The 23,526-nt window shown below is 70.6% G+C and carries 25 protein-coding genes and 1 tRNA gene; 11 read left to right on the forward strand and 15 right to left on the reverse strand.

What is annotated here, in order from left to right:
- The first annotated feature begins 18 nt into the window (after window positions 1-18).
- From BR85_RS11140 to BR85_RS11150, 3 genes are read left to right on the forward strand one after another with little or no spacing between them, the layout of a single operon-like run.
- Window positions 19-903, forward strand: a complete 885-nt coding sequence (locus BR85_RS11140; protein WP_028496604.1) for an ABC transporter permease — start codon at window positions 19-21, stop codon at window positions 901-903.
- Window positions 900-1,694 (forward strand): ABC transporter permease, encoded by a 795-nt coding sequence (locus BR85_RS11145; protein WP_028496605.1) that lies wholly within the window; start codon window positions 900-902, stop codon window positions 1,692-1,694. The genes BR85_RS11140 and BR85_RS11145 overlap by 4 nt, the downstream gene beginning before the upstream one ends.
- Entirely contained in the window at window positions 1,691-2,812 is a 1,122-nt protein-coding gene (locus tag BR85_RS11150; protein ID WP_028496606.1) for an ABC transporter ATP-binding protein, read from the forward strand. Before BR85_RS11145 ends, BR85_RS11150 begins: the two co-directional genes overlap by 4 nt.
- Here the strand turns inward: BR85_RS11150 and BR85_RS11155 are convergent, their stop codons facing one another.
- On the reverse strand, window positions 2,813-3,997 hold the full coding sequence (locus tag BR85_RS11155; protein ID WP_051526343.1) for a WS/DGAT domain-containing protein: 1,185 nt from the start codon (window positions 3,995-3,997) through the stop codon (window positions 2,813-2,815).
- 138 nt (window positions 3,998-4,135) lie between these two features.
- Here BR85_RS11155 and BR85_RS11160 point away from each other — a divergent pair, with 138 nt between their 5' ends.
- On the forward strand, window positions 4,136-5,800 hold the full coding sequence (locus tag BR85_RS11160) for an ABC1 kinase family protein (protein ID WP_028496607.1): 1,665 nt from the start codon (window positions 4,136-4,138) through the stop codon (window positions 5,798-5,800).
- Between the two features lie 19 nt (window positions 5,801-5,819).
- Here BR85_RS11160 and arsA read toward each other — a convergent pair whose 3' ends face one another.
- Window positions 5,820-7,586, reverse strand: a complete 1,767-nt coding sequence (gene arsA, locus BR85_RS11165) for an arsenical pump-driving ATPase (protein ID WP_269319969.1) — start codon at window positions 7,584-7,586, stop codon at window positions 5,820-5,822.
- A gap of 85 nt (window positions 7,587-7,671) precedes the next feature.
- Between arsA and BR85_RS11170 the strand changes: the two genes are divergently transcribed.
- A complete protein-coding gene (locus BR85_RS11170) occupies window positions 7,672-7,971 on the forward strand; it encodes a metal-sensitive transcriptional regulator (protein ID WP_028496609.1) in 300 nt (99 codons plus the stop codon).
- Window positions 7,972-8,178: 207 nt separating this feature from the next.
- Here the strand turns inward: BR85_RS11170 and BR85_RS11175 are convergent, their stop codons facing one another.
- The 4 genes from BR85_RS11175 to BR85_RS11190 all read right to left on the reverse strand — a co-directional run bounded on the left by BR85_RS11175 (window position 8,179) and on the right by BR85_RS11190 (window position 12,073).
- On the reverse strand, window positions 8,179-8,442 hold the full coding sequence (locus BR85_RS11175) for a metal-sensitive transcriptional regulator (RefSeq protein ID WP_028496610.1): 264 nt from the start codon (window positions 8,440-8,442) through the stop codon (window positions 8,179-8,181).
- On the reverse strand, window positions 8,435-10,126 hold the full coding sequence (locus BR85_RS11180) for an FAD-dependent oxidoreductase (RefSeq protein ID WP_028496611.1): 1,692 nt from the start codon (window positions 10,124-10,126) through the stop codon (window positions 8,435-8,437). The genes BR85_RS11175 and BR85_RS11180 overlap by 8 nt, the downstream gene beginning before the upstream one ends.
- 100 nt (window positions 10,127-10,226) lie before the next feature.
- Window positions 10,227-10,733, reverse strand: coding sequence for a GNAT family N-acetyltransferase (locus BR85_RS11185; RefSeq protein ID WP_028496612.1), 507 nt, complete (start codon window positions 10,731-10,733; stop codon window positions 10,227-10,229).
- Between the two features lie 14 nt (window positions 10,734-10,747).
- Window positions 10,748-12,073, reverse strand: a complete 1,326-nt coding sequence (locus BR85_RS11190; protein ID WP_028496613.1) for an FAD-dependent oxidoreductase — start codon at window positions 12,071-12,073, stop codon at window positions 10,748-10,750.
- Window positions 12,074-12,157: 84 nt separating this feature from the next.
- Here BR85_RS11190 and BR85_RS11195 point away from each other — a divergent pair, with 84 nt between their 5' ends.
- A complete protein-coding gene (locus tag BR85_RS11195) occupies window positions 12,158-12,508 on the forward strand; it encodes an ArsR/SmtB family transcription factor (RefSeq protein ID WP_028496614.1) in 351 nt (116 codons plus the stop codon).
- A gap of 18 nt (window positions 12,509-12,526) precedes the next feature.
- Here the strand turns inward: BR85_RS11195 and arsB are convergent, their stop codons facing one another.
- The 3 genes from arsB to BR85_RS11210 all read right to left on the reverse strand — a co-directional run bounded on the left by arsB (window position 12,527) and on the right by BR85_RS11210 (window position 15,007).
- Window positions 12,527-13,633: an ACR3 family arsenite efflux transporter gene (arsB, locus tag BR85_RS11200; RefSeq protein ID WP_051526310.1), complete on the reverse strand. Its 1,107-nt coding sequence runs from the start codon at window positions 13,631-13,633 to the stop codon at window positions 12,527-12,529.
- A 91-nt stretch (window positions 13,634-13,724) separates the two neighbouring features.
- Window positions 13,725-14,648, reverse strand: a complete 924-nt coding sequence (locus BR85_RS11205; RefSeq protein WP_231478688.1) for an arsenate reductase ArsC — start codon at window positions 14,646-14,648, stop codon at window positions 13,725-13,727.
- Between the two features lie 38 nt (window positions 14,649-14,686).
- The gene (locus BR85_RS11210) at window positions 14,687-15,007 is read right to left on the reverse strand and encodes an ArsR/SmtB family transcription factor (protein WP_051526311.1); all 321 of its coding nucleotides are present in this window, start codon (window positions 15,005-15,007) and stop codon (window positions 14,687-14,689) included.
- 142 nt (window positions 15,008-15,149) lie between these two features.
- On the opposite strand from BR85_RS11210, the gene BR85_RS11215 reads away from it, so the two are divergent.
- The 3 genes from BR85_RS11215 to BR85_RS11230 all read left to right on the forward strand — a co-directional run bounded on the left by BR85_RS11215 (window position 15,150) and on the right by BR85_RS11230 (window position 16,877).
- On the forward strand, window positions 15,150-15,566 hold the full coding sequence (locus BR85_RS11215; RefSeq protein ID WP_028496617.1) for an arsenate reductase ArsC: 417 nt from the start codon (window positions 15,150-15,152) through the stop codon (window positions 15,564-15,566).
- Complete coding sequence (locus tag BR85_RS11220; protein WP_028496618.1) at window positions 15,563-16,201, forward strand: arsenate reductase ArsC; 639 nt, start codon at window positions 15,563-15,565, stop codon at window positions 16,199-16,201. The genes BR85_RS11215 and BR85_RS11220 overlap by 4 nt, the downstream gene beginning before the upstream one ends.
- A 457-nt stretch (window positions 16,202-16,658) precedes the next feature.
- Window positions 16,659-16,877 carry a hypothetical protein gene (locus tag BR85_RS11230; protein WP_028496620.1) on the forward strand — a complete coding sequence of 73 codons (219 nt, stop codon included), beginning with the start codon at window positions 16,659-16,661 and terminating at the stop codon, window positions 16,875-16,877.
- Between the two features lie 132 nt (window positions 16,878-17,009).
- Here BR85_RS11230 and BR85_RS11235 read toward each other — a convergent pair whose 3' ends face one another.
- The 3 genes from BR85_RS11235 to BR85_RS11245 all read right to left on the reverse strand — a co-directional run bounded on the left by BR85_RS11235 (window position 17,010) and on the right by BR85_RS11245 (window position 18,996).
- Window positions 17,010-17,804: an alpha/beta fold hydrolase gene (locus BR85_RS11235; RefSeq protein ID WP_051526312.1), complete on the reverse strand. Its 795-nt coding sequence runs from the start codon at window positions 17,802-17,804 to the stop codon at window positions 17,010-17,012.
- Window positions 17,805-17,821: 17 nt separating this feature from the next.
- Window positions 17,822-18,541 carry a hypothetical protein gene (locus BR85_RS11240; protein WP_028496621.1) on the reverse strand — a complete coding sequence of 240 codons (720 nt, stop codon included), beginning with the start codon at window positions 18,539-18,541 and terminating at the stop codon, window positions 17,822-17,824.
- Window positions 18,542-18,905: 364 nt separating this feature from the next.
- Window positions 18,906-18,996: transfer RNA gene (locus tag BR85_RS11245), tRNA-Ser, on the reverse strand.
- A 107-nt stretch (window positions 18,997-19,103) separates the two neighbouring features.
- On the opposite strand from BR85_RS11245, the gene BR85_RS11250 reads away from it, so the two are divergent.
- Together BR85_RS11250 and radA are read left to right on the forward strand one after the other, a co-directional pair.
- Window positions 19,104-20,057: an L-lactate dehydrogenase gene (locus BR85_RS11250; RefSeq protein WP_028496622.1), complete on the forward strand. Its 954-nt coding sequence runs from the start codon at window positions 19,104-19,106 to the stop codon at window positions 20,055-20,057.
- 89 nt (window positions 20,058-20,146) lie between these two features.
- Window positions 20,147-21,505: a DNA repair protein RadA gene (gene radA, locus BR85_RS11255; protein ID WP_028496623.1), complete on the forward strand. Its 1,359-nt coding sequence runs from the start codon at window positions 20,147-20,149 to the stop codon at window positions 21,503-21,505.
- Between the two features lie 7 nt (window positions 21,506-21,512).
- On the opposite strand, the gene BR85_RS11260 is transcribed toward radA, so the two are convergent.
- The 3 genes from BR85_RS11260 to BR85_RS11270 form a co-directional block, all read right to left on the reverse strand.
- A complete protein-coding gene (locus tag BR85_RS11260; protein ID WP_028496624.1) occupies window positions 21,513-21,917 on the reverse strand; it encodes a hypothetical protein in 405 nt (134 codons plus the stop codon).
- A gap of 312 nt (window positions 21,918-22,229) precedes the next feature.
- A complete protein-coding gene (locus BR85_RS11265) occupies window positions 22,230-22,898 on the reverse strand; it encodes a hypothetical protein (RefSeq protein ID WP_197018619.1) in 669 nt (222 codons plus the stop codon).
- Window positions 22,899-22,944: 46 nt separating this feature from the next.
- Window positions 22,945-23,445, reverse strand: a complete 501-nt coding sequence (locus BR85_RS11270; RefSeq protein ID WP_028496626.1) for an amino-acid N-acetyltransferase — start codon at window positions 23,443-23,445, stop codon at window positions 22,945-22,947.
- Window positions 23,446-23,526 lie beyond the last annotated feature (81 nt).

Here is a 23,526-nt window from a genome sequence, read left to right on the forward strand (position 1 = left end):
CGTCTGACGCGCCCCGCCGTGCCGGAGCTTCCCGCTCCGGCACGGCGCGGTGCCGTGCGCGTCGGATGGGACTGGCTGGGCCTGCTCCCGTTCGCCGTGTACCTCGTCCTGTTCCTCGCGCTCCCGACCGTCCTCGCGATCGGGTCGGGCCTGTTCGACGCGGACGGCGCATTCACCCTCGACAACGTCGCGGCGCTGAGCGACCCCGTCATCCTCGCGACATTCTGGAACTCCGCGTGGGTGTCGCTGCTGACCGCCGCCGTCGGAGCCGTCGTCGGGGCACTCGTCTGCTACGCCCTGCTCGGACTGCCAGAGACCGGTGTCATCCGGACGATGGTGGATGCCGCATCCGGCGTGCTCGCGCAGTTCGGCGGCGTCATGCTCGCCTTCGCCTTCATCGCGACCATCGGCCTGCAAGGACTCGTGACGACCTTCCTGAAGGACCGGCTGGGCATCGACATCTTCGCGGAGGGTCCGTGGATCTATGAGATGCCCGGCCTGATCCTCCCGTACATCTACTTCCAGGTGCCTCTCATGGTCATCACGTTCATGCCCGCGCTGTCCGCGCTGAAGCCTCAGTGGACGGAGGCGAACCTCACCCTGGGCGGCACTCCGGCGGGCTTCTGGCGGCACGTGGGGGTCCCCGTGCTCGCCCCCTCGTTCCTGGCCAGCCTCCTGCTGCTGTTCGCGAACGCGTTCTCGTCGTACGCGACCGCGGCCGCTCTCGCGAGCCAGGGCTCGCAGATCGTTCCGCTGCAGATCCGCACCGCCCTCACGAGCGAGACGCTGCTCGGGCGGGAGAACCTCGCCGGCGCCCTGGCCTTCGGGATGATCGTCGTCGTCGGGCTCGTGATGGGCGCGTACGCCCTCATCCAGCGACGCACGACGCGGTGGCAGGCATGAACGGCCTCGCACCCCGCCCCCTCACCCGCTGGATCATCGGCGGCGTCGTCGGGCTCCTGTTCGCCCTGCCGCTGGTCTCGACGCTCCTGTTCACCCTGCAGGACGGCGACGGGTACACGTTCGCGCGCTGGGCCGGCCTGTTCGACCCGGCGAAGGCGGCGGTGCTCAAACCGATCTGGACGGGACTGGGCAACTCGCTGCTCCTCGCCCTCGTCACGGTGCTGATCGTGCTGCTGATCCTCGCGCCGACGATGATCCTCGTGTCGCTGCGGTTCCCCGCTCTGCGCCGGTCCTTCGAGTTCCTGGTGCTGCTGCCGATCACGATCCCCGCGATCGTGCTCGTCGTCGGCCTCGCGCCGATCTACCAGCAGATCGGACGCACCCTGGGCACCGGCGCCTGGACGCTCGCGTTCGCATACGGGATCACGGTGCTGCCGTTCGCGTACCGCTCCATCCAGGCATCCATCGACGCCGTCGACCTGCGCACCCTCTCCGAAGCAGCCCGCTCTCTCGGCGCCGGCTGGTTCACGGTGGTCACCCGGGTCCTCGCACCCAACCTCCGTCCGGGACTGCTCGCGGCGTCGCTCATCTCGGTCGCCGTCGTCCTCGGCGAGTTCACCATCGCCTCCCTGCTCAACCGCCAGGTGCTGCAGACCGGCCTCGTCGTCGTCAACAAGATCGACGCCTACGCCTCCGCGATGTTCACCCTGATGGCCCTCGCCTTCGCCTTCGCCCTGCTGCTCGTCATCGGGCGCGCAGGCCGCTCCCAGCCCGGAAAGAATCGGTCATGACCTCACCCCGCGCCCTGCCGCGCACCTCCGAGAACCTGCTCCTCGCCGCCGCCGGCGAAGGCTCCCGCGCCGAGTTCCGCGGCGTCGTGAAGGACTACGGCGCGCATCGGGTCCTGCACGGCGTCGACCTGGATGTCGCGCCCGGCGAGTTCGTCTCGCTGCTGGGGCCCTCGGGATGCGGCAAGACGACCGCGCTGCGCGTCCTGGCCGGGCTGGAGCAGGCGACGGAGGGGACCGTGCACCTCGGCGGGCGCGATGTCTCTCGGGTGCCGACGAACAAGCGGGACATCGGCATGGTGTTCCAGTCGTACTCCCTGTTCCCGCACCTGCGCGCCCTGGAGAACACCGCGTTCGGTCTGCGCCGTCGAGGAGTCGGCCACGCCGAGGCGCGCCGGCGCGCCGGTGACGCGCTGGACCTCGTCGGGCTGGGCCATGTGGCGGACCGGTACGCCCACCAGCTCTCCGGCGGGCAGCAGCAGCGCGTCGCGCTCGCGCGGGCGCTCGTCACCGAGCCCCGCATCCTGCTGCTGGACGAACCCCTCTCCGCCCTGGATGCGAAGGTGCGCGCGCAGCTGCGCGACGAGATCCGCCGCATCCAGCTCCGCCTCGGGATCACCACCGTGTTCGTCACGCACGACCAGGAGGAGGCGCTGGCCGTGTCCGACCGGATCGCCGTGATGGATGCCGGACGGATCGAGCAGATCGGAACACCGGAGGACCTGTATCTGCGTCCCGCCACACCCCAGGTCGCGGCCTTCATCGGCCTGTCGAGCCTCGTGCCGGCCGAGGTCGTCGGCGGAATGGCACGGCTGTGGGGCCACGCCCTGCCGGTCCAGGTGCCGGCGAGCGACGGGCCCGTGGACGTCTTCCTCCGGCCGGAGAATCTCCGCTTGGTCGGCGATGATCAGCCGGGCATCGGCGCGGTCGTGCACGAGAGCACCTTCCTGGGCAGCTTCCGCCGCACGGTCCTCCGCACCGACGACGGATACCTCGTGCGCGTGCAGCACGCGGCCTCCGAGCATGTCGACTTCGGCGACACCGTGCGCATCGCAGTCACGCCCGCACCCGTCGCCGTCCGCCCGCACCGTTCGGAGTACGACGACGACCTCGACGGGTGATCATGCTCCTGCGCGGCCGGTCATGCTCCGGAGCTCACGGTGCATGGCAGCGGCGATGACGTGCGCGGACAGCCACCGCGCATCGCAGTGGACGCTGCAGAAGAGCCTGCCCGCGTAGGAGACCGCCGCGACCCCGACCCGCACGTTCCCGGCGATCACCGCGACGGGCCAGAACGACTCCACGCGGGCGCCGGCCAGGAGAAGCGTCTCGGACGGGCCTCTCACGTTGGTGACGAACCCCGCGACGAGGTGCTGGCTGCGGGCGATCCGGTCCATGACGGCGGCCGCGATCGGCCCCCGCATGAGCTCGAGCGTGCCCTGTGCGCGCGCCCGGGCGGGCGCCTGTCGCGTCTGACCCGCGATCCTCGTGAGCCTCTCCCCCGGTGTCGCCGCGGACAGCGGCAGTTGCACGATCATGACACCGACCTGATTGCCCGCCGTTCCGCGCCGTTCCAGCGCGACCGGGACCGACACCGGCAGCTCGGCCGGCACCCGCTCCCCGGCCGAGGTGAGCGCGGCACGGAGGCCGCACGTCACCGCCGCCAGGAGCGCGTCGTTCACGGTCGCGCCGCCGGCACGGGCGGAGAGGCGGAGAGCGTCCATGTCGGCGTCGATCAGCGCGGCACCGTGCAGCGCGCTGCGGGGTCCGAGGAGCACCGTCGGTCCGACGCGGCCGGCGACGATCATCGTGACCGCGCGGCGCGCTCCGCGAAGGATCCGGAGCAGGGCCGGGGCGCGCGACCCCGGAGTGCCCGGTGCGAGCCGCCCCGGCCGTGACGGTGCGGACGAAGGGGACGCGTCGTCGGCACCGAGCAGCGTGCGCACGATCTCGACCGCCGCGACGCCGTCTGCGGTCGCGTGATGGATCCGCAGGACGAAGGCCGCCGTCCACCCCTCCTCGAGGGGCGCGACGAGCAATTCCCACAGCGGCCGGGTGAGCGGCAGCGGAGTGCCCATGAGCGACCCGCACCAGCGCTCGAGGTCGCGGCGGTCCCGCAGTGGCGGCGCCGTCCGGATGTGCTCGCGGAGGTCCGGTGCGGCCTCGACCCAGACGTGCCGCCGGCCCCGGGGGGCTGCCACCCGTCGCAGCGCGGGAAGGCCGTCGATGCGCCGCCGCACCGCGTGCCGCAGAGCCTCCAGATCCAGCGTCCCGTCGCCGCCGATGAAACCTCCCGGCGACAGGATCCCCGCTGTGCGACGATGACGACCACGCGAGGGTCGAAGGTCCCGGCCTCCCGCCGGCGCGACCTCCCGCACACCGGGGCAGCCCGGTGTACCGTGAAATCGAACCCGGAGACAGCTTCACCACGACGAGGGATCACGATGGGCGCCGGCGAGACGAACCACACCGCGCGCTACCGCGAGATCGCGATCGTCCTCGGGCGGCACAGCCTCGGATTCCTCACGTCCCTGCTGGGGATCAACGGCCGCCGCTCGCGGCGGCCGGCGGACGGCGCGTCCCCCGAAGAACCGCGTGAAGCGGCCGCGCACCTGCGGCTCGCGCTGGAGGAGCTCGGCCCGACCTTCGTCAAGCTCGGGCAGGTGCTGTCGACCCGCCCCGACATGCTCCCCCCGGTCTACGTGAGCGAGCTGACCAAGCTGCAGGACGGCGCGCCTCCGGTCCCGGCCGCACTCATCCGGGACGTGATCCGCCGTGAGCTCGGCGGCGAACCGGAGGAGCTCTTCGCCGAGTTCGACGACGAGCCGCTGGCTTCCGCATCCATCGGCCAGGCGCACGCCGCAACACTCAAGGACGGGACTCCGGTCGTCGTCAAGGTGCGCCGCCCGGGGGCGGTGGCCCAGGTGCAGCAGGACGTGGAGATCCTGCAGAACCTCGCCGAGCGGGCAGCGCGCACGTGGGACCTCGCGAAGGAGTACGACGCCGTCGGACTCGCCGACGAGTTCGCCGCCACCATCCGGGCCGAACTGGACTACCTGCAGGAGGGCCGCAACGCGGAGCGTTTCGCCCAGGACTTCGCCGACGAGCCGGACGTCCTCATCCCGCGCGTCTTCTGGGAGCACACGACCTCCCGCGTGCTCACCCTCGAGAGGATGCACGGCACGAAGGTGACCGACGCGGACCGTCTGGACGCCGTCGGCGTCGACCGGAAGCGCCTGGCTCGCCGCGGCGCCGACATCGTGCTGAAGATGGTGTTCGAGGACCGCTTCTTCCACGCCGACCTGCATCCCGGGAACCTCTTCGTGCACGACGACGGCACCATCGTGCTCATCGACTTCGGGATGGTGGGGGTCGTCGAGGAGAGGTTGCGGGGGCATCTCAGCGATCTGTTCATCGCGCTGGTCCGCGGCAATGCGGATGCCATGACCGCCGCTCTCATCGCCGTCTCGGGCCGCGCCTCATCCGTCGACCGGGAGAGGCTGCAGGATGACCTGCACGGCTTCCTGTCGCGATATCGGCTCCGTTCCCTGCGCGAGACACCGTTCGCGCGCATGATGACCGATCTCTTCACGATCCTCCGGAACAACCGGCTGAGGCTGCCGAACCAGATGGCGCTCCTGTTCAAGGTCCTCCTGCAGATCGAGGGGCTCGCCCTGCGCCTGGACGCGGACTTCCGGCTCGGCGATGCGCTCGAGCCGTACGTCCGGAGACTCGCCCGCGAGCGGACGAACTTCTCGGTGTTCATCCGGCGGGCGGCGCGTGCGTCGGCCGACATGAACGAGCTCGCGCTCGAAGTGCCGGGCGTGCTGCGGCGCGTCCTCGACCGCGTCGACACCACGGGTCTCGAGGTCCACATCCGCACCGCCGACGTGGACCCGCTGGTCGGCCGCATCGAGCGGGTGGGCAACCGGCTCGTGGCGGGCATGATCAGCGCCGCCCTGATCACCGGGATCGGCGGGCTCGTCTCCAACGAGCGGAAGTGGCGGTCGTGGGAAGGCACCATGCTGGGGACGGGGCTGGGCGCCATCGGCGCCCTGGGCGCCTACCTCGCCTGGACGTCCAGGCCGCGCGGCCGGCGACGGCCGTGACGTCGGCCGGCAGCCCGCGTCAGCGCAGCTGCGACGGGTGTGCGGTCAGCGCCGCGAGCCGGGCATGGCCGACCGGCTCGTCGGCGAGCAGGGGCACGATGGCGACCTGGGGCGCCAGGGTCCGGACCTTCGCGATCTGCTCCCGCTCGGCGCGGCCCCGGGCGCGCAGGAAGGGCAGGCGCGGGTGCGCCGCGGCGACGGAGTCGTTGACGACCCACGCCCAGGGGCGGATGCCGGCCCGTCCGAGGTCGTCCTGCAGCGCGGCCGCTTCGAGCACCGGCGTCGATTCGGGCAGGGTGACGACAATGATCTTCGTCTGCCCCGGATCCTGCAGACGCATCAGCGGCGTGGTGAACCGCTGCGGCGATTCGCCCATCTGACGGGTGATCTCGCGGTGATACGAGCCGGCCGCGTCGAGGAGGAGCAGTGTGTGCCCGGTGGGTGCTGTGTCGATGATCACGAAGCGCCGACGCGATTCGTGCACGGCATGGGAGAACTGCTGGAAGACCGCGACCTCATCCGTGCACGGCGACATCAGGTCTTCCGCCAAAGCTGCGCGACCGGCGTCGTCGAGCCCCCTTCCCCGCGTGGCCAGCACGCGAGCGCGGTATTCCCGGATGGCCACGACCGGGTCGATGCGTTCCACGGTGAGCCCGTCGACCGCCTGCTGCAGCGTCTCGGCGAGATGAGCGGCGGGGTCCGTCGTGGTCAGCAGCACGTCATGCCCTCGATCGGCGAGCGCGACCGCGATCGCCGCCGCGATGGTCGTCTTGCCGACGCCGCCTTTGCCCATGCAGAGGACCAGACCGTGACCGTCGGCCTCGACCGCGTCCACGAGGTCGGACAGCGGCGCCTCGCGCAGATCCGGGTCCACGGACGGCAGGTCTTCGGGCGGAGCATCCTCTCCGGAGTCGAAGAAGGTCTGCAGCGCGGCGACGCCCATGATGCTGTGGGCTCTCAGCGCGATCTCGTCTCGGGGCAGGGCCGCGATCGACGCGGGCATCGCGGCGAGAGCGGCCGCCTCCCGCGCCCGCAGCGCCACGGCGAGCGGCTCCTCCCCCGCGGCGTCCGGAAGCACGCCGTTGACCACGACGTGGGCGTCGGTCATGCCGATGGCCGTCAGCTCGGTGAAGGTGCGTTCGATCTCCCGCAGTGCCGATGCCTGCGGACGCGTCACCAGCACGAGACGGGTGCGAGCGGGGTCGGTGAGCGCCGCGACCGCCGCGGCATAGGTGGCCCGCTGCCGGTCGAGACCTGCCATCGGACCCAGGCACGACGCATCGCCGCCGGTGGCGAGGAAGTCTGTCCAGGAACCGGGTAGCTGGAGCAGCCGGATGGTGTGGCCGGTCGGAGCGGTGTCGAACACGACGTGGTCGTATTCGCCGTAGGCGGCGTCATCGGTGAGCAGCGCGGTGAATTCGTCGAACGCGGCGATCTCGGTGGTGCACGAGCCCGACATGCTCTCCACGAGCGCCGCGACCTCGCTGTCGGCGAGCTGTCCTCGAACGGGCGCGAGCACCCGTTCCCGGTAGGCGTCGGCGGCTTGTACCGGGTCGATCTCCAGCGCCGACAGGCCGGGCATCTGCGGGATCGGGGTGACGGTGTTCCCCACCGTCAACCCGAACACCTGACCGACGTTGGATGCCGGATCGGTGCTGACCAGCAGCACCCGGTTGCCCTCGGCGGCCAGGCGCACCGCCGTCGCGCACGCCACCGACGTCTTGCCGACACCTCCCTTGCCCGTGAAGAACAGGAAGTGGGGGACGCCGTCCAGAAACCGCATCATGCCTTCACCGTAGGGGTGAGGGCGTGCATGATGATACCCGGGCGGGTATCCTGGTGTTGCCGCACGACACCGGGAGGGCCCCCATATGAGCAACAACGAAGCGCTTGCGCCCGCCGTCGACCCTGAGGCCGAGCGCGTGGCACAGCAGCGCAAGATCGTGAACCGGCTGCGCCGCGCAGAAGGTCAGCTCAGCGCAGTCATCCGAGCCGTCGAGTCCGGGGGTGAGTGCCGCGACGTCGTCACGCAACTCTCGGCGGTCTCCAAGGCGCTCGACCGCGCCGGCTTCGCGATCGTCGCGTCGGCCATGCGCACCTGCCTCGCCGACCCGGAGGATCAGTCGATGACCCCTGACGAACTCGAGAAGCTCTTCCTGACGCTGGCGTGACCCGGCGCGGTCCTTGCTGTCAGCGGGCGAAGAGGCTGGCGAAGAACCCGTTGGACGGATCGTGCGCGTGCCCCTCGCAGCGCTGGGATCTCGGAACCCCCCGCAGGACCTGATCGACGTGCTGACCGCATCCCGCCCAGGTCACCTTTCCGCACTTCTTGCATGTGACCGCGCAGCACACGAGCTGTCTCCTTTTCGAAGGCGGGATCAGGCGAGCATGAGGAAGAGCTTCTCGAGCTCGTCGGCGGTCGGGGCGGTGTCGCCGCGCTCGGCGTCCGGCGTGGCGAGGCATTCCTTCATCGCGGACGACACGATCGCGTAGCCGGCCCGATCGAGCGCACGGGAGACTGCGGCGAGCTGCGTGACGACATCGCGGCAGGAGGCCCCGTCATCCACCGCGGCGATGACCGCATCCAGCTGCCCGCGAGCGCGTCGCAGGCGGTTCGAGACGAGCTTCTGCGCGTCAGGCACGCTGCACCGCGCCCTCGGTCTCGAGCGCCTGGGCGGCCCGCGCGCCGAGGGTGGCGCGCAGGGTGAGCATTCCGCCGGACAGGGAGGCCGAGTCCATGCCCGCCTGCGCAAGGACCCGGTGGGCGATCGCCGAACGCACCCCGGACGCGCACATCACCCGCACCGGACGACCGTCCGCGCGCTCGCGCACCTCGTCGAGGCGCTCCCGCAGTTCGGTGTGCGGGATGTGCAGCGCGGCGGGCAGATGCCCGGCATCCCATTCGTCGGGACGGCGCACATCCAGCACCAACGCCGTGGCCAGCGTCTCGTCGAGGTCCTCCGCGTACCAGAGCTTCAGCGTCCCGTTCAGGACGTTCTCGCCCACCATGCCGGTCAGGTTCACGGCGTCCTTGGCCTGCCCGTAGGGCGGGGAGTACGCGAGGTCGAGGTCGATGAGCTCCTCGACGGTGAGCCCCGCCCGGATGGCCGTGGCCAGCACGTCGATGCGCTTGTCCACGCCCTCGACGCCGACCGCCTGCGCGCCAAGGATCCAGCCGGCATCGGGGTCGACGTGCACGACGAGGTGGATCTGGCTGGCCCCCGGAAAGTAGCCGGCGTGCTGGTTCGCGTGCAGGTGCAGCGTGCGGTACGGGGCGTCGGCGGCGTCGAGCGCCGCGCGGTTCGCGCCGGTGAGCGCGGCGGTGAGCGATCCGACGCGGACGATGGCGGTGCCGACCGGTTGCGGGATCTCCCGCGCGACGTCGGGGCGGAGGATGTCGTCGGCCACGAGCCGGCCGGCGCGGTTGGCCGGGCCTGCCAACGCCACCGGACGCCGTGCGCCGGTGATCGGATCGACGCTGAGCGTCGCGTCGCCGACCGCCCAGATCCCGGGGATGCTGGTGCGACCGTGGGCGTCGACGATCATCGCGCCGCGCTCGCACGCGACCCCGGCCTCTTCGAAGATGGCCGTGTCGGGGCGCACGCCCACGGACATGACGATCAGGTCCGCCGTGATCTCGGTGCCGTCGGCGAGGACGACGGTGTCGGCATCCGGACCGCGTGTGATGCCGGTCGCGGCGACCCCGACGCGCAGGTCGATCCCGAGCGCGCGCAGTTCTTCGGAGACCAGCCACGCCAGTTCGGGCTCGAGCGGCGGGAGCGGCTGCGTCGCCAGCTCGACCACCGCGACCTCGAGCCCCTGCGCGGCGAGGGCTTCGGCCGCTTCGATGCCGATGAAGCCGGCACCGAGGACGACCGCCCGACGAGCGCCGCCGGTCACCTTCTCGCGCAGCGCGATCGCATCCTCGACGGTGCGCAGTGTCCGCACCCGGGGCGAGTCGACGCCGGGGATCGGCGGGACGAATGCGGAGGCTCCGGGCGACAGCACGAGCGCGTCGTACGCGATCTGCTCGAGGCCCTCCTCGGTGCGGACCGTGACGGTCCGGGCATCCGCGTCGACGGCGATGACCTCGTTGCCCGGCCGGACATCGAGCGCCAGAGCGGCGCGCAGCGACTGCGGGGTCTGGACCAGCAGGGCGCGCTCGTCGGTGATCTCGCCGCCGACGAAGTAGGGCAGCCCGCAGTTCGCGAAGGACACATGGGCGCCCCGCTCGAGCACGATGATCTCGGCGGACTCATCCAGGCGCCGGGCGCGTGCCGCGCAGCTCATCCCGCCTGCCACGCCACCGACGATGACGATCCTCATCGCACGACCTCCGGGTCTCCGGTCGCGCACATGACCTGACTGCACATGGCATCGCCTTCCTGGTTGATGCCGCCAGCCTAACATACCCCTGGGGGTATGCTCAGATCCGGGTTCCGTCGAGTCCGGCCGTCGTGCTTCGCCGCTCCACGAGGAGAGTGTCGCGCCACTGTCCCGCGCGGTCGCCGGTCGCCGACTTCGCGATGCGCTCGCGCCGCCCGATCACCCGGAAACCGGCCGCTTCGTGCAGCCGCAGGCTCGCCGCATTCTCCGGGAAGATGCTCGACTGCACGGTCCAGATGCCCTCCGCGTCGGCGGCTTCCAGGAGCGCGGACAGCAGCAGCCGGCCGATCCCGGTGCCGCGGGCGCGGCGGTCGACGTAGACGGAGTGCTCGACGACGCCGCGATAGGCGGGGCGCGCCGAGACGGGCGATGCCGCCGCCCAGCCGACGACGTCGCCCACATCGTCTTCCGCCACGAGCCGCAGCCCCGCCGGCCGGCCGGCGGCGAACGCCTCCCATGAGGGGGTGGCGACCTCGAAGGTCGCCTCACCCTCCTCGATGCCCTGCCGGTAGATCCGCTCGACCGCCGGCCAATCGGCCGCGGCCATCGCCCGCACGCGGGTCACGAGCAGCACCCGCCGCCACCGCCGCCGCCGCCGAGATCGCTCGAGCACACGCCGGTGGCCGGGAGCACGAGTTCGACGTGGGCTGCCGACGCGGTGTCACCCGCGATCCACGCGGTGACGGAGCGGACCTGCTCATAGCCCGTCGCGAGCAGGAAGGTCGGCGCCCGGCCGTAGGACTTCATCCCGACGATGAAGAACCCCTGCTCGGGATGCGTGAGCTCGCGGAACCCGTGCGGTTCCACCGTGCCGCAGGAGTGCACGTTCGGGTCGATCAGGGGCGCAAGGCGTGCGGGCGCTTCCACGATGTCGTCCAGGTCGAGCCGGATCTCGCGCAGGATGTCGAGGTTCGGACGGAAGCCGGTCGCATTGACGACGACGTCCGTGGTGTGGGTGAGGACCGCGCCGCGGCGGTGCCCCACGAGTTCCACGGCACCGGCCGCCCGGCGGGCGCGGATGATCTCGAATCCGTCCAGCACGGCGATCGACCCGTCGGCGATCGCGCGGTCGACCCGGCCGCCCAGCTGCGCGCGGCCGGCCAGCTCGTCATCATCCGACGAGGACACCCGCACCGCCTGGGAGTTGCGGATCAGCCAGGTGACGGTGGTCCCGGGCTCTGACCGGGCGAGCCGGACGAGGTCGAGCAGGGTGTTCGCGGCGGAGTGCCCGGCGCCGACCACGGTGGTGCGCCGTCCGGCGAACAGCGCCCGGTCGCGGCCGGGCACATCGGGGAGCGCGGGAGTGACGCGGTCGGCGATCTCGCCCATCCCGAGCAGCTCCAGGCCGCTGGAGGACAGCGAGTTCGGAGACAGGTAGGTTCCGGAGGCGTCGATCACGTTGCGGGCCGCGACTTCGTCGACGTCGCCGGTCGCGGTCCGGAAGCGCACCAGGAACGGGGTGGCGGCGCGGCCGCGTGTGCGCGTGCGGTCCATCCCCTCTCGTGTGACGCCGATCACTTCGCTGCCATAGCGGATGCGCGGAGCGATCGCATCGAGCGCAGCGAGGGGCGCGACATAGTGCTCCACCAGTTCCGCGCCATTCGGCACGCCGTCGGGGTCGGGCGCCTCCCAGCCGCGCGCCTCCAGCAGGCGACGGGATGCGGCATCCACCAGGTGCCGCCAGGGCGAGAACAGCCGGGTGTGGCCCCACGCCCGCACGCTCGCAGCGGCCTCCTCGCCGGATTCCAGGACGAGGAAGTCGAGCCCGCGCTCCGTCAGGTGCGCCGCGGCGGCCAGCCCGATGGGGCCGGCGCCGATGATGACGACGGGCAGCGTCGCCAGCCGGTCGTTCGATGCCGCGCGCGGGGTGAGATCGAGCAAGGTCATAGGAGCCTCCGGATATCGATGGACGTCGATGCCTGATTCTGTTCGCTCTATCGACTTCTGTCAATATCGACTATGCTCGATATCATGGGCACAGTCCTCGAGGTCGTCGATGTCAGCTCCGGCGCGTGCTGCGCTCCCCTGGTGCGCGAACCGCTGTCCGCCGAGGAGGCGGGGCAGCTGGCGGTCACCATGAAGGCCCTCGCCGACCCGGCCCGCCTGCGCCTGCTGTCGATCGTCGCGGCATCCGAGAACGCGGAGGCGTGCGTCTGCGACCTCATCGAGCCCGTCGGCCTCAGCCAGCCCACCGTCTCCCATCACCTGAAGATCCTCACCACGGCAGGGTTCCTCGAGCGCAGCAAGCGCGGCACGTGGGCGTACTTCCGGCTCGTCCCGGGCGCGCTCGACCGCGTCTCGCAGCTGCTCGTCGGATCCTGACGCAGACCGCGCCGGCTTCTAGCGGCGCGCGGTGCCGACCGGCTGCCGCGCGGGCGCGGCGCCATCGGACTGCCCCGACGTCCCGGCGGCGAACCGGGGTCGCAGCCAGAGTGCCACGTAGACGAGCCCGACCAGCACGGGGACCTCGATGAGGGGTCCGACGATGCCGGCGAGCGCCTGACCGCTCGCCGCCCCGAAGGTGCCGATGGCGACCGCGATGGCGAGCTCGAAGTTGTTGCCGGCGGCCGTGAACGACAGCGTCGTCGTCCGCTCGTAGGACAGCCTCGCGAGCTTGCCGGTGACGAAGCCGACCAGGAACATGATCACGAAGTAGGCCAGCAGCGGCAGCGCGATCCGGGCGACATCCCAGGGACGCGCGAGCACCTGCTGCCCCTGCAGCGCGAACAGCATCACGATCGTGAAGAGCAGTCCCCCGAGGGCGAGCGGGCTGACGCGCGGCAGGAAGACCGACTCGTACCAGTCGCGACCCCGCGTGCGCTCCCCCACGACGCGGGAGAGGTAGCCGGCGAGCAGCGGGATGCCGAGGAACACCAGCACGCTGATCATGATCGCCCACACGGAGAAGTCGGCGCTGGTCGTCGGCAGCCCGAGCCACGCGGGCAGCACCTGGAGGTAGAACCAGCCGAGCCCTGCGAAGGCGATGACCTGGAAGACCGAGTTGATCGCGACGAGGAACGCCGCCGCTTCGCGGTCTCCACAGGCGAGGTCGTTCCAGATCAGCACCATGGCGATGCAGCGGGCGAGCCCCACGATGATGAGCCCGGTGCGGTACTCGGGGAGATCCGGCAGCAGGAGCCAGGCCAGGGCGAACATCAGCGCCGGTCCGACGAGCCAGTTCAGGATGAGCGAGGTCACCAGCAGTCGCTTGTCCCGCGACACGACGGCGGCATCCGAGTAGCGCACCTTGGCGAGGACGGGATACATCATCACGAGCAGGCCGATGGCGATCGGGATGCTGATGGTGCCGATCGAGGCCGCATGGAGGAGGTCACCGAACCCGGGCGCCACGAACGCGAGGGCCAACCCGAGCGCCATCGCCAGGAGGATCCAGACCGGCAGCAGCCGGTCGAGAGTGCCGAGCCTCGGCGGTGCCTGCGGTGCCATGATGCGTCTCCGATGTATAGATGAGCTTCGATACAACGCTAGCACGCATCGACATCGGTAAATGCGACACAGAGTCGTTCCGGGATGTCGGTCACCGGGTGATCGGCTGAGCTGCCACGCCGATCTCGACCAGCAGGCCCTCCACGAGCACCCGGATCTCGTCGCGCACGGCGCGCAGCCCCGCGTCATCCAGGATCACGGGATCCGCCAGGTCCCAATCCATGTAGCGCCGGCCCGGATACACCGGGCAGGCGTCGCCACAGCCCATCGTGATGACGTAGTCGGCCGCCTGCACCACCTCGTCGGTCAGCGGCTTCGGGAAGTCGTCGGACAGCGGCACCCCGACCTCGGCGAGCGCTTCGAGGACCCGGGGATTCACGGCGGCGGCCGGCTCGGATCCGGCGGTCCGCACATGCACGGCGCCACCTGCCAGATGGCGCAGGTACGCGGCGGCGATCTGCGAACGGCCCGCGTTCTGCACGCACACGAACAGCACCTCGGGGGTGCCGCGCAGCGTCATCCCCTGCGCGGCGGCGAGCGCGTCGAGCCGGTCGGCGGCGTACTTCGCGGTGAGCGCGGCCAGGTGGGTGCGCACGTGCGCCCGCTGACTCAGCAGGAGGTAGCTCTCCACCACGTACCGCCCGACCGTCTCGGCGCTGAACGTCGCGCTGAACCGGTAGGAGAGGTCGCGCGCGACCGAGGCGATGCCGTCCGGGAGGGCGACGACCGGCACATCGATCGCGCGCAGTCCGCCGACCCGCGGCGTCTCCACCAGCAGGCGACCGAACCGCACCCAGGCTTCACCGGTCAGGTCGTACCCCTCGCCCTCGCCGTGCCGCACGATCCCCACCCGCTCCAGCGATGCCAGAGCGAGCGCGACATCCCGACGCGAGGCATCCAGCACCTCCGGCAGCTCCGTCGCGGGGACACCCGCCGCGAGAGCGCTCAGCGCGCGCAACGACAGCCCGTCGCTGAGCGCGGCCGCCTGCGCCGCGCGCGCCGCGGCGGAGGCCACATCGAGCGGCCTTCCGACGCGGTGCGGTTCGCCTGTGTTCACCGCAGGAGGTCCGCGATCGCGGCAAGGCGGTCGGGTGCGATCGAGAGCCAGACGAACTTGCCCACGCGTTCGCGCCGCAGCACGCCGTCCTCGACCAGGATCCGCGCGTGGTGGGTGACCGTCGGCTGACGCAGCCCCAGCGCATCCGCGAGCTGACCGATCGTCGCCCGACCGTCGGTCGAATCGATGACGACACTCAGCAGCTGCAGCCGCGTCGGGTCGGCGACCGCCCGCAGCGTGCGGGCCAGCCCCTCGGCCGCAGCACGCGGAAGGGGCACCATCGCGTCGGCGTCGGGCGCAGGCATCACGGAAGGCATGCCCGCATCCTATCTCCGGATAGATTGCCGTCTATGGACCGGCGCCGCCCACGCGACAGGTGCCAGCCCTCACCCGTTAACCGAACCGCCCCTTGATGCATAGATGAGCCTCTATACTTTCACCACAGAAAGCGAGGCCCCCATGTCCGAAAAGCCCACCGTCCTCTTCGTCTGCGTCCACAACGCCGGGCGTTCGCAGATGGCCGCCGGTTACCTGCGAGAGCTCGCGGGCGATGCCGTGCAGGTCCTGTCGGCGGGCTCTGCCCCGAAGGATCAGATCAACCCCGTCGCCATCGACGCGATGGCCGAGGAGGGCATCGACATCGCCGACCAGGCTCCGAAGATCCTGACGGTGGATGCCGTGAAGGAATCGGATGTCGTCATCACGATGGGCTGCGGCGACGCCTGCCCGATCTTCCCCGGCAAGCGCTACGAGGACTGGGTTCTCGACGACCCCGCCGGGCAGGGCATCGAGGCCGTCCGCCCCATCCGCGACGAGATCCGCGGGCGCGTCGAGGCGCTGCTCGCCGATCTCCTCCCCGAGCGCGGCGCGGCATGAGCGCGGCGAAGGGCCAGGCGGGCCTCCTCGCTCCGGACGCGGTCCTGCGCCGGATCGCGGAGCAGTTGACCGCACGATTCGTGGGGATGGTGAACGAGGAGACCGTCGAACGGGTCGTCTTCGAGTCGTACACGGCGCTGGGCCGCACCTCGACCGTGTCCACGCACCTCACCTCGCTCGCCGAGAAGTTCGCGCGCGACCGCCTGACCGCCCTCGCGCAGTCGCGGGGCCTCATCACGAAGACCGTGCCGGAGGTGCTCTACGTCTGCGTGCAGAACTCGGGTCGCTCGCAGATCGCGGCGGCGCTCACGCGCCATCTCGCGGGCGATCGGGTGCATGTCCGATCCGCGGGCTCGCAGCCGGGCGCCGGCATCCTCCCGCTGGTCGCGACGGTACTCGCGGAGATCGGCATCGACGTCTCGGAGGAGTTCCCGAAACCGCTCACGGACGACGTGGTGCGCGCGGCGGATGCCGTCGTGACGATGGGCTGCGGCGACGCCTGCCCGCTCTACCCGGGCAAGCGGTACCTCGACTGGGAGCTCGACGACCCCGCCCACCTCGACCTCGACGGCGTGCGCGCCGTGCGGGACGACATCCGCGCCCGCGTGGAGACGCTGCTGGCCGAACTCAGGTGAGGTCTCTCCTGAGGCGGCCGACCCATACCTGATCCCCGGGACGACCGTCCTCCGAAACCGTCTCGACATCACAACTGCGGACGAACTCGCGCACGCCGAAGCCGACCTGTCATTCTCGACGCCCCGGTGTTTCGCGGGCTGGTTCCCTCATGCCGTTGCCATCGCGCAGCTGACGGGACCTATGGCACCCACCGCGTGACAGCCCGGTGAGAGCGTTGAGTCGAGGCCCTCATGGTGAGGCTGAAGGCGAGGGCGACCATGTCGATGAGAGTTCGCGTGATCACCGCGACCGTGCTGCTCGCGGTCGCGTCGCTTCTGCTCGTGGTCGGGCTGATCGACCCGCTGGAAGGCGGCCTGGGACTCCTCGCGGCGACTGTCTTGCTCATCGTGGTTCGGTTGCTCTCCAAAGTGACCAATCCCGAAGCTCGCCTGGATTCCCGCTACCATCGCCATCGCGTTGGGGGCGACGATTCTGACGCTGGCGGTATTCGCGACATCTGCCGAGCCGGTCGACGGTACTGTCGCCAATCCCCTCGCCGGCGGGGTGGTCGCGTTGCTGTGGGTCTACCGCGTCGCCGTTCTGGTCGCGGTCGCCGGCGCGGTGGAGTACCTCGTGCGGCTCGTCCGTGCCGTGCGCGCACCGATCGAACCCGGCGCGGCCTCTCGCGTCCCCTGACAACGCTCGCCAGTGCTCGCTCGCGCTCCTGCGATCGGTTGGCGGTCGGGAACGGAGACAGCACCCGCGGGTGCGGCAACCCGACGCTTGTACCTGGGTTGCCTACCGGAGGATCTGCGCGGTCGGCCTCGATCACCCGGTCGGCGGCGTCGCCGCTGCGTACGTAGCAGCGACCAGCACGGAATCGAGCTCCGGTCCGGTGCAATCGTGGCCGACTCCGGCGATCTCCACGATGCGGGCGTGAGGAAGGAGCATGCTCAACTTCAGCGCCGCGCTGCGGGGACTGCGTGCGTCGGCGGTGCCGCGCACGATGACGGTCGGCGTTCGGATTGCCGGGAGGTCTGGACGGAGGTCTCGCACGATCACCGCGAGCAGTGCCGCTGTGGTGGCGGGTCGCCAGTCATCGAGCAGCCTGCGCGCGAGCGCGCGACGCTCCGGGTCGGCATCGGGCGTGAAGACGGAATCGAGGAACTCGTCCGCCCACTCTTCTACCGGGTGCTCGATCGTGAACTGCACGGCCGAGACGCGCTCTGCCAACTCAGTGGGGCCGAGGGACCCACCCCAGCCCGCGTAGGCGCCGACGACCACCAACTGGCCGACGGACGCGGGGTAATCACGGGCGAGGAGCAGCGCGATCATCGACCCGAACGAGAAACCCGCGACGGCCGGGTTCCGCAGTCCGAGGGTCGTGATGAACCCGGATGCGGCGCCTGCCCACTCCGCGTCGCCCCACAGTTCGGGCACATCATCGGAGGCGCCGCACCCCGGCGCATCCCACGCAATCACATCGAGGTGCGAGCTGAGTCGCTCGAGTTCCCTCGCCCAGACCCTGGAGTCTTCGAACGCGCCGTGGAAGAGAACGAGCGGCGCCCCGGCCCCGCGACGCCGGTAGGCGATGCGCACACCGTGGACCACGACCTCTGGCATGGGGTGACCGTACGCCCTCATCCACGCGCCCGAAAGCGGTGGTGGCGCGTGGGTGAGCGGGGGCGCTGCACGAACGCAAGCGTGAGATACGGCAGGTGATCTCGCGGGACCACGGCGGTAAGGGTGCCGCCGCTGGGGAGCGTCGCGCCGACTGCGTAGACGAAGGGGTCGGTGTCGATCTCCGAACCCGAGACGACAGCCCCATCGATCGACACGTCGACGCCGCGACGCACCACCCGTTCTGAGGTCAGGGCGGGCGACGACCAGTCGTGCACACCGAGCCCGAGCTGCTCGCGGAACTGGTTCATGAGGACGTGTGTCGTGTGCTCCACCAGCAAGGCGGGAAGGGTGCTGCGCTCGGTCTCCTCACGATGCCAGGTCGTCTGCACAGCCTCCCAGAGCATCGGATACCGCATCCGCTCGACGGACTCGACCAACCAGGCCGGGCGCGGCCAGGGCGGCACCTCCTCGATCGCACGGCGCGTGTCCTCGTCGAGGTCCGCGAGGTTCACCGGGTCGGACTTGTCCACCGGGTTCCGCCACAGTGTCGCCGACATGCTGACGGTCATCGCATCGACGCCGCTACCGCTACCGGTAGTGGAGACACCGAAATCCACGAACTCCACCGATGGCTGCGGGACGAGCAGGACAATCGGGACCGGCATGTCCTTCAGCCGCTCCAGGCGTTCAAGCCGCGGGTCAGTCGCATCCTCAGGGAGAACTCCAGCGAACTGCATGAGGTCATCCTCACCGAACACTCACGCGATCCGCCAGAGTGCAATCGCTGCGCGCCCTCGCAGCTCGCTCCTCGAGCGTTCGCGAGCGTTCGACACCCCAGCGCCCACCTTGCCGTGTAGCAACGGCCGCGAACCAAGCCGAGGGTGCGCCCACCGAGTGCGCCCACACACCCATGGTGGGGCACTTTCCCACCGTCAGTTCTGCGCCAGCGTTACGAAAACCCCTGCTCAAACGTAGAAAATAGAGTGCTGGACCGTAAAGCGAGAGCCAATTTGGGAACGGATTGAGAACACCGTCGTTCCCGAAATGTTCCCAAAATGCCGATCAGCGCCCCTCGAAAGGGGCGCTGATCCGGTGTTTTACTGGCGGTGACGGTGGGATTTGAACCCACGGTAGGGGGTTACCCTACACAACTTTTCGAGAGTTGCACCTTCGGCCGCTCGGACACGTCACCGCCGTCTAGCTTACGACACGCCGCGGGATGGCGCGAACCGCGCCGGGTCTGCCCGCATCCACGCCCGCGCGGTGGCAGGCACTACCCCGCCCTGCCAGACTGAACGCATGAGCGTGATCGAGAACTCGAAACTGACCGTCGTCGGCGCCGGAGCGGTCGGATCGAGCGTGGCGTATGCGGCGCTCATCCGCGGATCGGCGCGCCACGTCGCGCTGTACGACATCGCGGCGGAGAAGACCGAGGCCGAGGTGCTCGACCTCGCGCACGGCGCGCAGTTCACCGGCTCCAGCGACATCATCGGCGGCGCCGACATCTCCGTCGCGGCGGGCTCGCACGTCGTGGTCATCACCGCGGGCGCCAAGCAGAAGCCGGGTCAGACCCGGACGGAGCTCGCGGGCGTGAATGCCGGCATCCTCACATCGATGATGCCGCGGCTGCTCGAGGTCGCACCCGACGCCACGTACGTGATCGTCACCAACCCCTGCGATGTGCTGACGGTGCTTGCCCAGCAGGCCACGGGCCTGCCCTACGAGCGCATCTTCGCGTCCGGCACCGTGCTCGACACGTCGCGCCTGCGCTGGAAGCTCGCGCAGCGCGCCGGTGTCTCGATCTCGAGCGTCCACGCCTACATCGTCGGCGAGCACGGCGACACCGAGTTCCCCCTGTGGTCGCATGCCACGATCGGCACCGTCCCGATCCTCGACTGGGAGCCCCTGGACGGTCAGCCGAAGTTCACCGTCGACGAGCTGGACGGGATCGCGGTGGACGTACGCGACGCCGCGTACAAGGTGATCCAGGGCAAGGGCGCCACCAACTACGCCATCGGCCTCTCCAGCGCGCGCATCGTCGAGGCCGTACTCAACGACGAGCACGCCGTCATGCCCGTCTCCACGGTGCTCGACGACTTCCACGGCGTGAGCGGCGTCGCGCTCTCTGTGCCGTCGGTGGTCAGCCGCAACGGCGCCGCACCGATCCGCACGACCGCCTTCTCGCCCAGCGAACTCGGTCTCTTCCGTCGCTCGGCGGACGCGCTGCGCGGGGTCGCCGACTCGCTGCGTTGAGCTGTTCTCCGGCCACGGTCCGGAGCCACCTCTGCTGACCCGCCCATGGGCGCACCGGCAGTGTCGCATGCGCGACGTACGCTGATCGGATGGCAACCCGACGACCCGCAGCGACGACCGCCTTCCGCTGCACCGAGTGCGGCTGGACCGCCGCCAAGTGGGTCGGTCGCTGCGGCGAGTGCCAGCAGTGGGGGACGGTCGTCGAGGCGGCCACCGCCACCGGCATCGTGCACGCGGTGTCGCCGATCGCGCCGACGCGGGCCGCGCGCCCCATCACCGAGATCGACACGAGCGAAACCCCGCGACGGACGAGCGGGGTCGGCGAGTTCGACCGCGTCCTCGGCGGCGGGATCGTGCCGGGTGCCGCCATTCTGCTGTCCGGCGAACCGGGGGTGGGAAAGTCGACGCTGCTGCTGGAGGTCGCGGCGCAGAGCGCCCGCGCGGGGCGACGGGTGCTGTACGCGAGTGCGGAGGAATCGCTCGGGCAGGTGCGGCTGCGCGCCGAGCGCACCGGCGCCCTGCACGACGAGCTCTACCTCGCCAGCGAGACCGACCTCGCGACGATCCTCGGTCACATCGACGAGACCCGCCCGGAGCTGCTCATCGTCGACTCCGTGCAGACGGTCTCATCCTCGCTGAGCGACGGGGTCGCGGGTCATCCCAGTCAGGTGCGGGAGGTGGCATCCACCCTCATCCGCGTCGCGAAGGAGCGAGACCTGCCCGTCATCATCGTCGGCCACGTCACGAAGGACGGGTCGATCGCGGGCCCGCGCATCCTCGAGCATCTGGTCGACGTCGTCTGCCAGTTCGAAGGCGACCGCCAGACCTCGCTGCGCTTCGTCCGCGCCCTCAAGAACCGTTTCGGCGCCACCGATGAGGTGGGCTGCTTCGACATGACCGGGTCCGGCATCCAGGAGGTGAGCGATCCGAGCGCGCTCTTCCTTGGGCACGGCTCGCGCGAACCGGGCACGTGCGTCACGATCGCGCTCGAGGGGCGACGCGCCCTCCCGGTGGAGGTGCAGGCCCTCACTCTGACGGCCACCGGCCCGAACCCGCGCCGCATCGTGAGCGGCGTCGACGGCGCGCGGGTCGCGATGGTCCTCGCGGTGCTCGAGAAGCGCGCCGGCATCCGGGTGTCCGACCAGGACGTCTACGTCTCCACGGTGGGCGGCGTGCGGCTCACCGAACCGGCCGCCGACCTCGCGATCGCACTGGCCGTCGCGAGCGCGGTGACGGGGCGGCACAACCCGCCGAACCTCGCCGCGGTCGGCGAGCTCAGCCTGTCCGGCGAGATCCGCGCCGTCACGCAGCACGATCAGCGCCGCGGCGAGGCGGCACGCCTGGGCTATCGCTCGGTCGTCGACACGGCATCGAAGGACCTGCGGCGGGCGCTCGGCGACCTCGCGCGCCTGCACACCCCCGAGCGCGGCGACGCGCCGGGGTTCTGATCGGTCGCTACGCGTCGAGCGCGGCGAGCAGATCCGCCGGCGTCGCCTGCATCGGGTGGGGCCCGGCGATGTCGAAGAACACGGTCGTAATCTCCGACTCATGCGTGCTGAGGAATGCACGGAGCCAGCCCGGCGACTGCAGCGCGACGGCGGGCGGCAGCGTGGCCGGCTTGTGCGTCGCATCGCTGAAGAGCAGGAGCGCGACATCCCCCGTCCGGGGGTCGCGGTAGGTCCACACCTCGCCGCCGTCGAGCGGGTTGTCGCGCTGCCCCGGCCGGAGCAGTGGCACGACCGTGGGGCCGTGCCGGAGAGCGAACGCGAGGGCCGCCATGTCCTGGGTCTGCAGCGCGTCCGCCAGCTGCGTATTGCGGAACTCCAGAGGCTCCTTCGCGGAGCGCTTCTTCCCGGCCATGACGACAAGCCTAGAGAAAGTGAGGGGCCCTCTCGGTCCCCCCATTGGGGACTGGGGAAATCGAGAGGGCCCATTGCTCACCGGGCGGGGGATCCGAGTCGGGCCTCTGGGGTTGGCCCGACGACCGATGCTGGGGACAACGGGGGTCGCCTCGGGAGCTGATTACAGGGTACGCATCCTGGCCGGAACACGCGTCCCCCATTCGGCGGACAATTCATGAGAATGTTCTCAGGAAGGTCAGGTAACCCTCAGGAACCCGAGCAGATGCCGCACGGAGGCGCGGCCCGAGACCGGTTTATGCCCGCGAAAGCATCAGCGAAGCTGAAAGTAACGGGTGTCGGCGGCCTCCATGCCCCCGATCGAGACGGACAGGTGGTACGAACCGGCACCCGCCGTGGGCCGGTCCGTCGCGTCGCACGTGTCCACCGACGACCGGGTGCGACTCCATTCCAGGGGCGTGGCGCTGGAGACGGTCTGGCCGGGCGCGATCTGCACGACCTGGTCACTGGATTCGGTCTGACAGTCCGTCGACCGCCACCACACGTCGCTGCCGCTCGTGATCTCGAACTTCTGCGTCGTGGTCCCGACGTTCATGAGGCACGGCGCGTCGCCGTCGTTGGAGATCGTGATCGACAGCTTCGGCAGCTCGCCGCTGCCGTAGGAGTCCTTGTCCGTCACCGCGAACACGGAGATGTCGCTCGTGCTGCACGGCGCGATGGCCGTTGCGGTCTCGCTCGGATCGGGGGCGGGGGTGGATGGCGCGGGCGCGGGCGTCGTCGGCGCCGCTGACGGCGTCGGGCTCGGCGTCGCGGTCGGGGTCGTGGTGGCCGCCGGCTTCGCGGCATCCCCTGCCGCACCCCGCCAGGGCTGCCAGATCAGGAGGGCGACGATGGCGGCCACGGCGAGAACCGCCAGCAGCACGGCGAGACGCCGGCGGCGGTAGACCGCGGGACTCGGGCGTCGACGTGCGGGGGTGCTCACCCCTTCAGGCTAAGCCGCGGGACCGCTCCGGTCCGCGGCGGCACGCCTAGAGCTGCTTCAGCATCCGGGTGTTGCCCAGGGTGTTGGGCTTGACGTGCGCGAGGTCGAGGAACTCCGCGACGCCCTCGTCGGGGCTGCGCAGCATCTGCGAGTAGACGTCGGAGTCGACGACCTGCTCGCCGATGGGGGCGAAGCCGCGCCGCGTGAAGAAGTCGACCTCGAAGGTGAGGCAGAAGAGCCGCGAAAGGCCCAGAGCGCGCGCGTTCTCCTCGAGCCGCGCGACGATGGCGCCGCCCACCCCGTGCTGGAGCCAGTCCTCGACGACGATGAGGGTGCGGATCTCGCCGAGGTCCTCCCACATCACATGGAGCGCACCGCATCCGATCAGGCGCCCCTCCGCCTCGGCGACGACGAACTCCTGCACCGACTCGAAGAGCGTGACCGGCTCCTTGCCGAGCAGGATGCGGCGCTGCACCCACGGGTCGAGCATCTCGAGGATGCCGCGGACATCCCCGGTGCGGGCGGGTCGGACGACGAACGAGGTCACCGCACCACTTTATGCCCGGCGGTGCCGCCGGACCGGTGCGCCGTAACCCGCCCGCAACAGGGATCCGCCAAGCTGAGGTCA

The organism is Microbacterium sp. UNCCL10, from assembly GCF_000746195.1.
In the GTDB taxonomy this organism is placed as follows: domain Bacteria; phylum Actinomycetota; class Actinomycetes; order Actinomycetales; family Microbacteriaceae; genus Microbacterium; species Microbacterium saccharophilum.

Excerpts from the sequence above, each read along its gene's own strand:
- BR85_RS11145 (WP_028496605.1), top strand. The coding sequence starts at position 900 with ATGAACGGCCTCGCACCCCGCCCCCTCACCCGCTGGATCATCGGCGGC.
- BR85_RS11150 (WP_028496606.1), top strand. The coding sequence starts at position 1,691 with ATGACCTCACCCCGCGCCCTGCCGCGCACCTCCGAGAACCTGCTCCTC.
- BR85_RS11160 (WP_028496607.1), top strand. The coding sequence starts at position 4,136 with ATGGGCGCCGGCGAGACGAACCACACCGCGCGCTACCGCGAGATCGCG.
- arsA (WP_269319969.1), bottom strand. The coding sequence starts at position 7,586 with ATGATGCGGTTTCTGGACGGCGTCCCCCACTTCCTGTTCTTCACGGGC.
- BR85_RS11170 (WP_028496609.1), top strand. The coding sequence starts at position 7,672 with ATGAGCAACAACGAAGCGCTTGCGCCCGCCGTCGACCCTGAGGCCGAG.
- BR85_RS11180 (WP_028496611.1), bottom strand. The coding sequence starts at position 10,126 with ATGAGGATCGTCATCGTCGGTGGCGTGGCAGGCGGGATGAGCTGCGCG.
- BR85_RS11185 (WP_028496612.1), bottom strand. The coding sequence starts at position 10,733 with ATGGCCGCGGCCGATTGGCCGGCGGTCGAGCGGATCTACCGGCAGGGC.
- BR85_RS11190 (WP_028496613.1), bottom strand. The coding sequence starts at position 12,073 with ATGACCTTGCTCGATCTCACCCCGCGCGCGGCATCGAACGACCGGCTG.
- BR85_RS11195 (WP_028496614.1), top strand. The coding sequence starts at position 12,158 with ATGGGCACAGTCCTCGAGGTCGTCGATGTCAGCTCCGGCGCGTGCTGC.
- arsB (WP_051526310.1), bottom strand. The coding sequence starts at position 13,633 with ATGGCACCGCAGGCACCGCCGAGGCTCGGCACTCTCGACCGGCTGCTG.
- BR85_RS11210 (WP_051526311.1), bottom strand. The coding sequence starts at position 15,007 with ATGCCTTCCGTGATGCCTGCGCCCGACGCCGACGCGATGGTGCCCCTT.
- BR85_RS11215 (WP_028496617.1), top strand. The coding sequence starts at position 15,150 with ATGTCCGAAAAGCCCACCGTCCTCTTCGTCTGCGTCCACAACGCCGGG.
- BR85_RS11220 (WP_028496618.1), top strand. The coding sequence starts at position 15,563 with ATGAGCGCGGCGAAGGGCCAGGCGGGCCTCCTCGCTCCGGACGCGGTC.
- BR85_RS11235 (WP_051526312.1), bottom strand. The coding sequence starts at position 17,804 with ATGCCAGAGGTCGTGGTCCACGGTGTGCGCATCGCCTACCGGCGTCGC.
- BR85_RS11240 (WP_028496621.1), bottom strand. The coding sequence starts at position 18,541 with ATGCAGTTCGCTGGAGTTCTCCCTGAGGATGCGACTGACCCGCGGCTT.
- BR85_RS11250 (WP_028496622.1), top strand. The coding sequence starts at position 19,104 with ATGAGCGTGATCGAGAACTCGAAACTGACCGTCGTCGGCGCCGGAGCG.
- radA (WP_028496623.1), top strand. The coding sequence starts at position 20,147 with ATGGCAACCCGACGACCCGCAGCGACGACCGCCTTCCGCTGCACCGAG.
- BR85_RS11260 (WP_028496624.1), bottom strand. The coding sequence starts at position 21,917 with ATGGCCGGGAAGAAGCGCTCCGCGAAGGAGCCTCTGGAGTTCCGCAAT.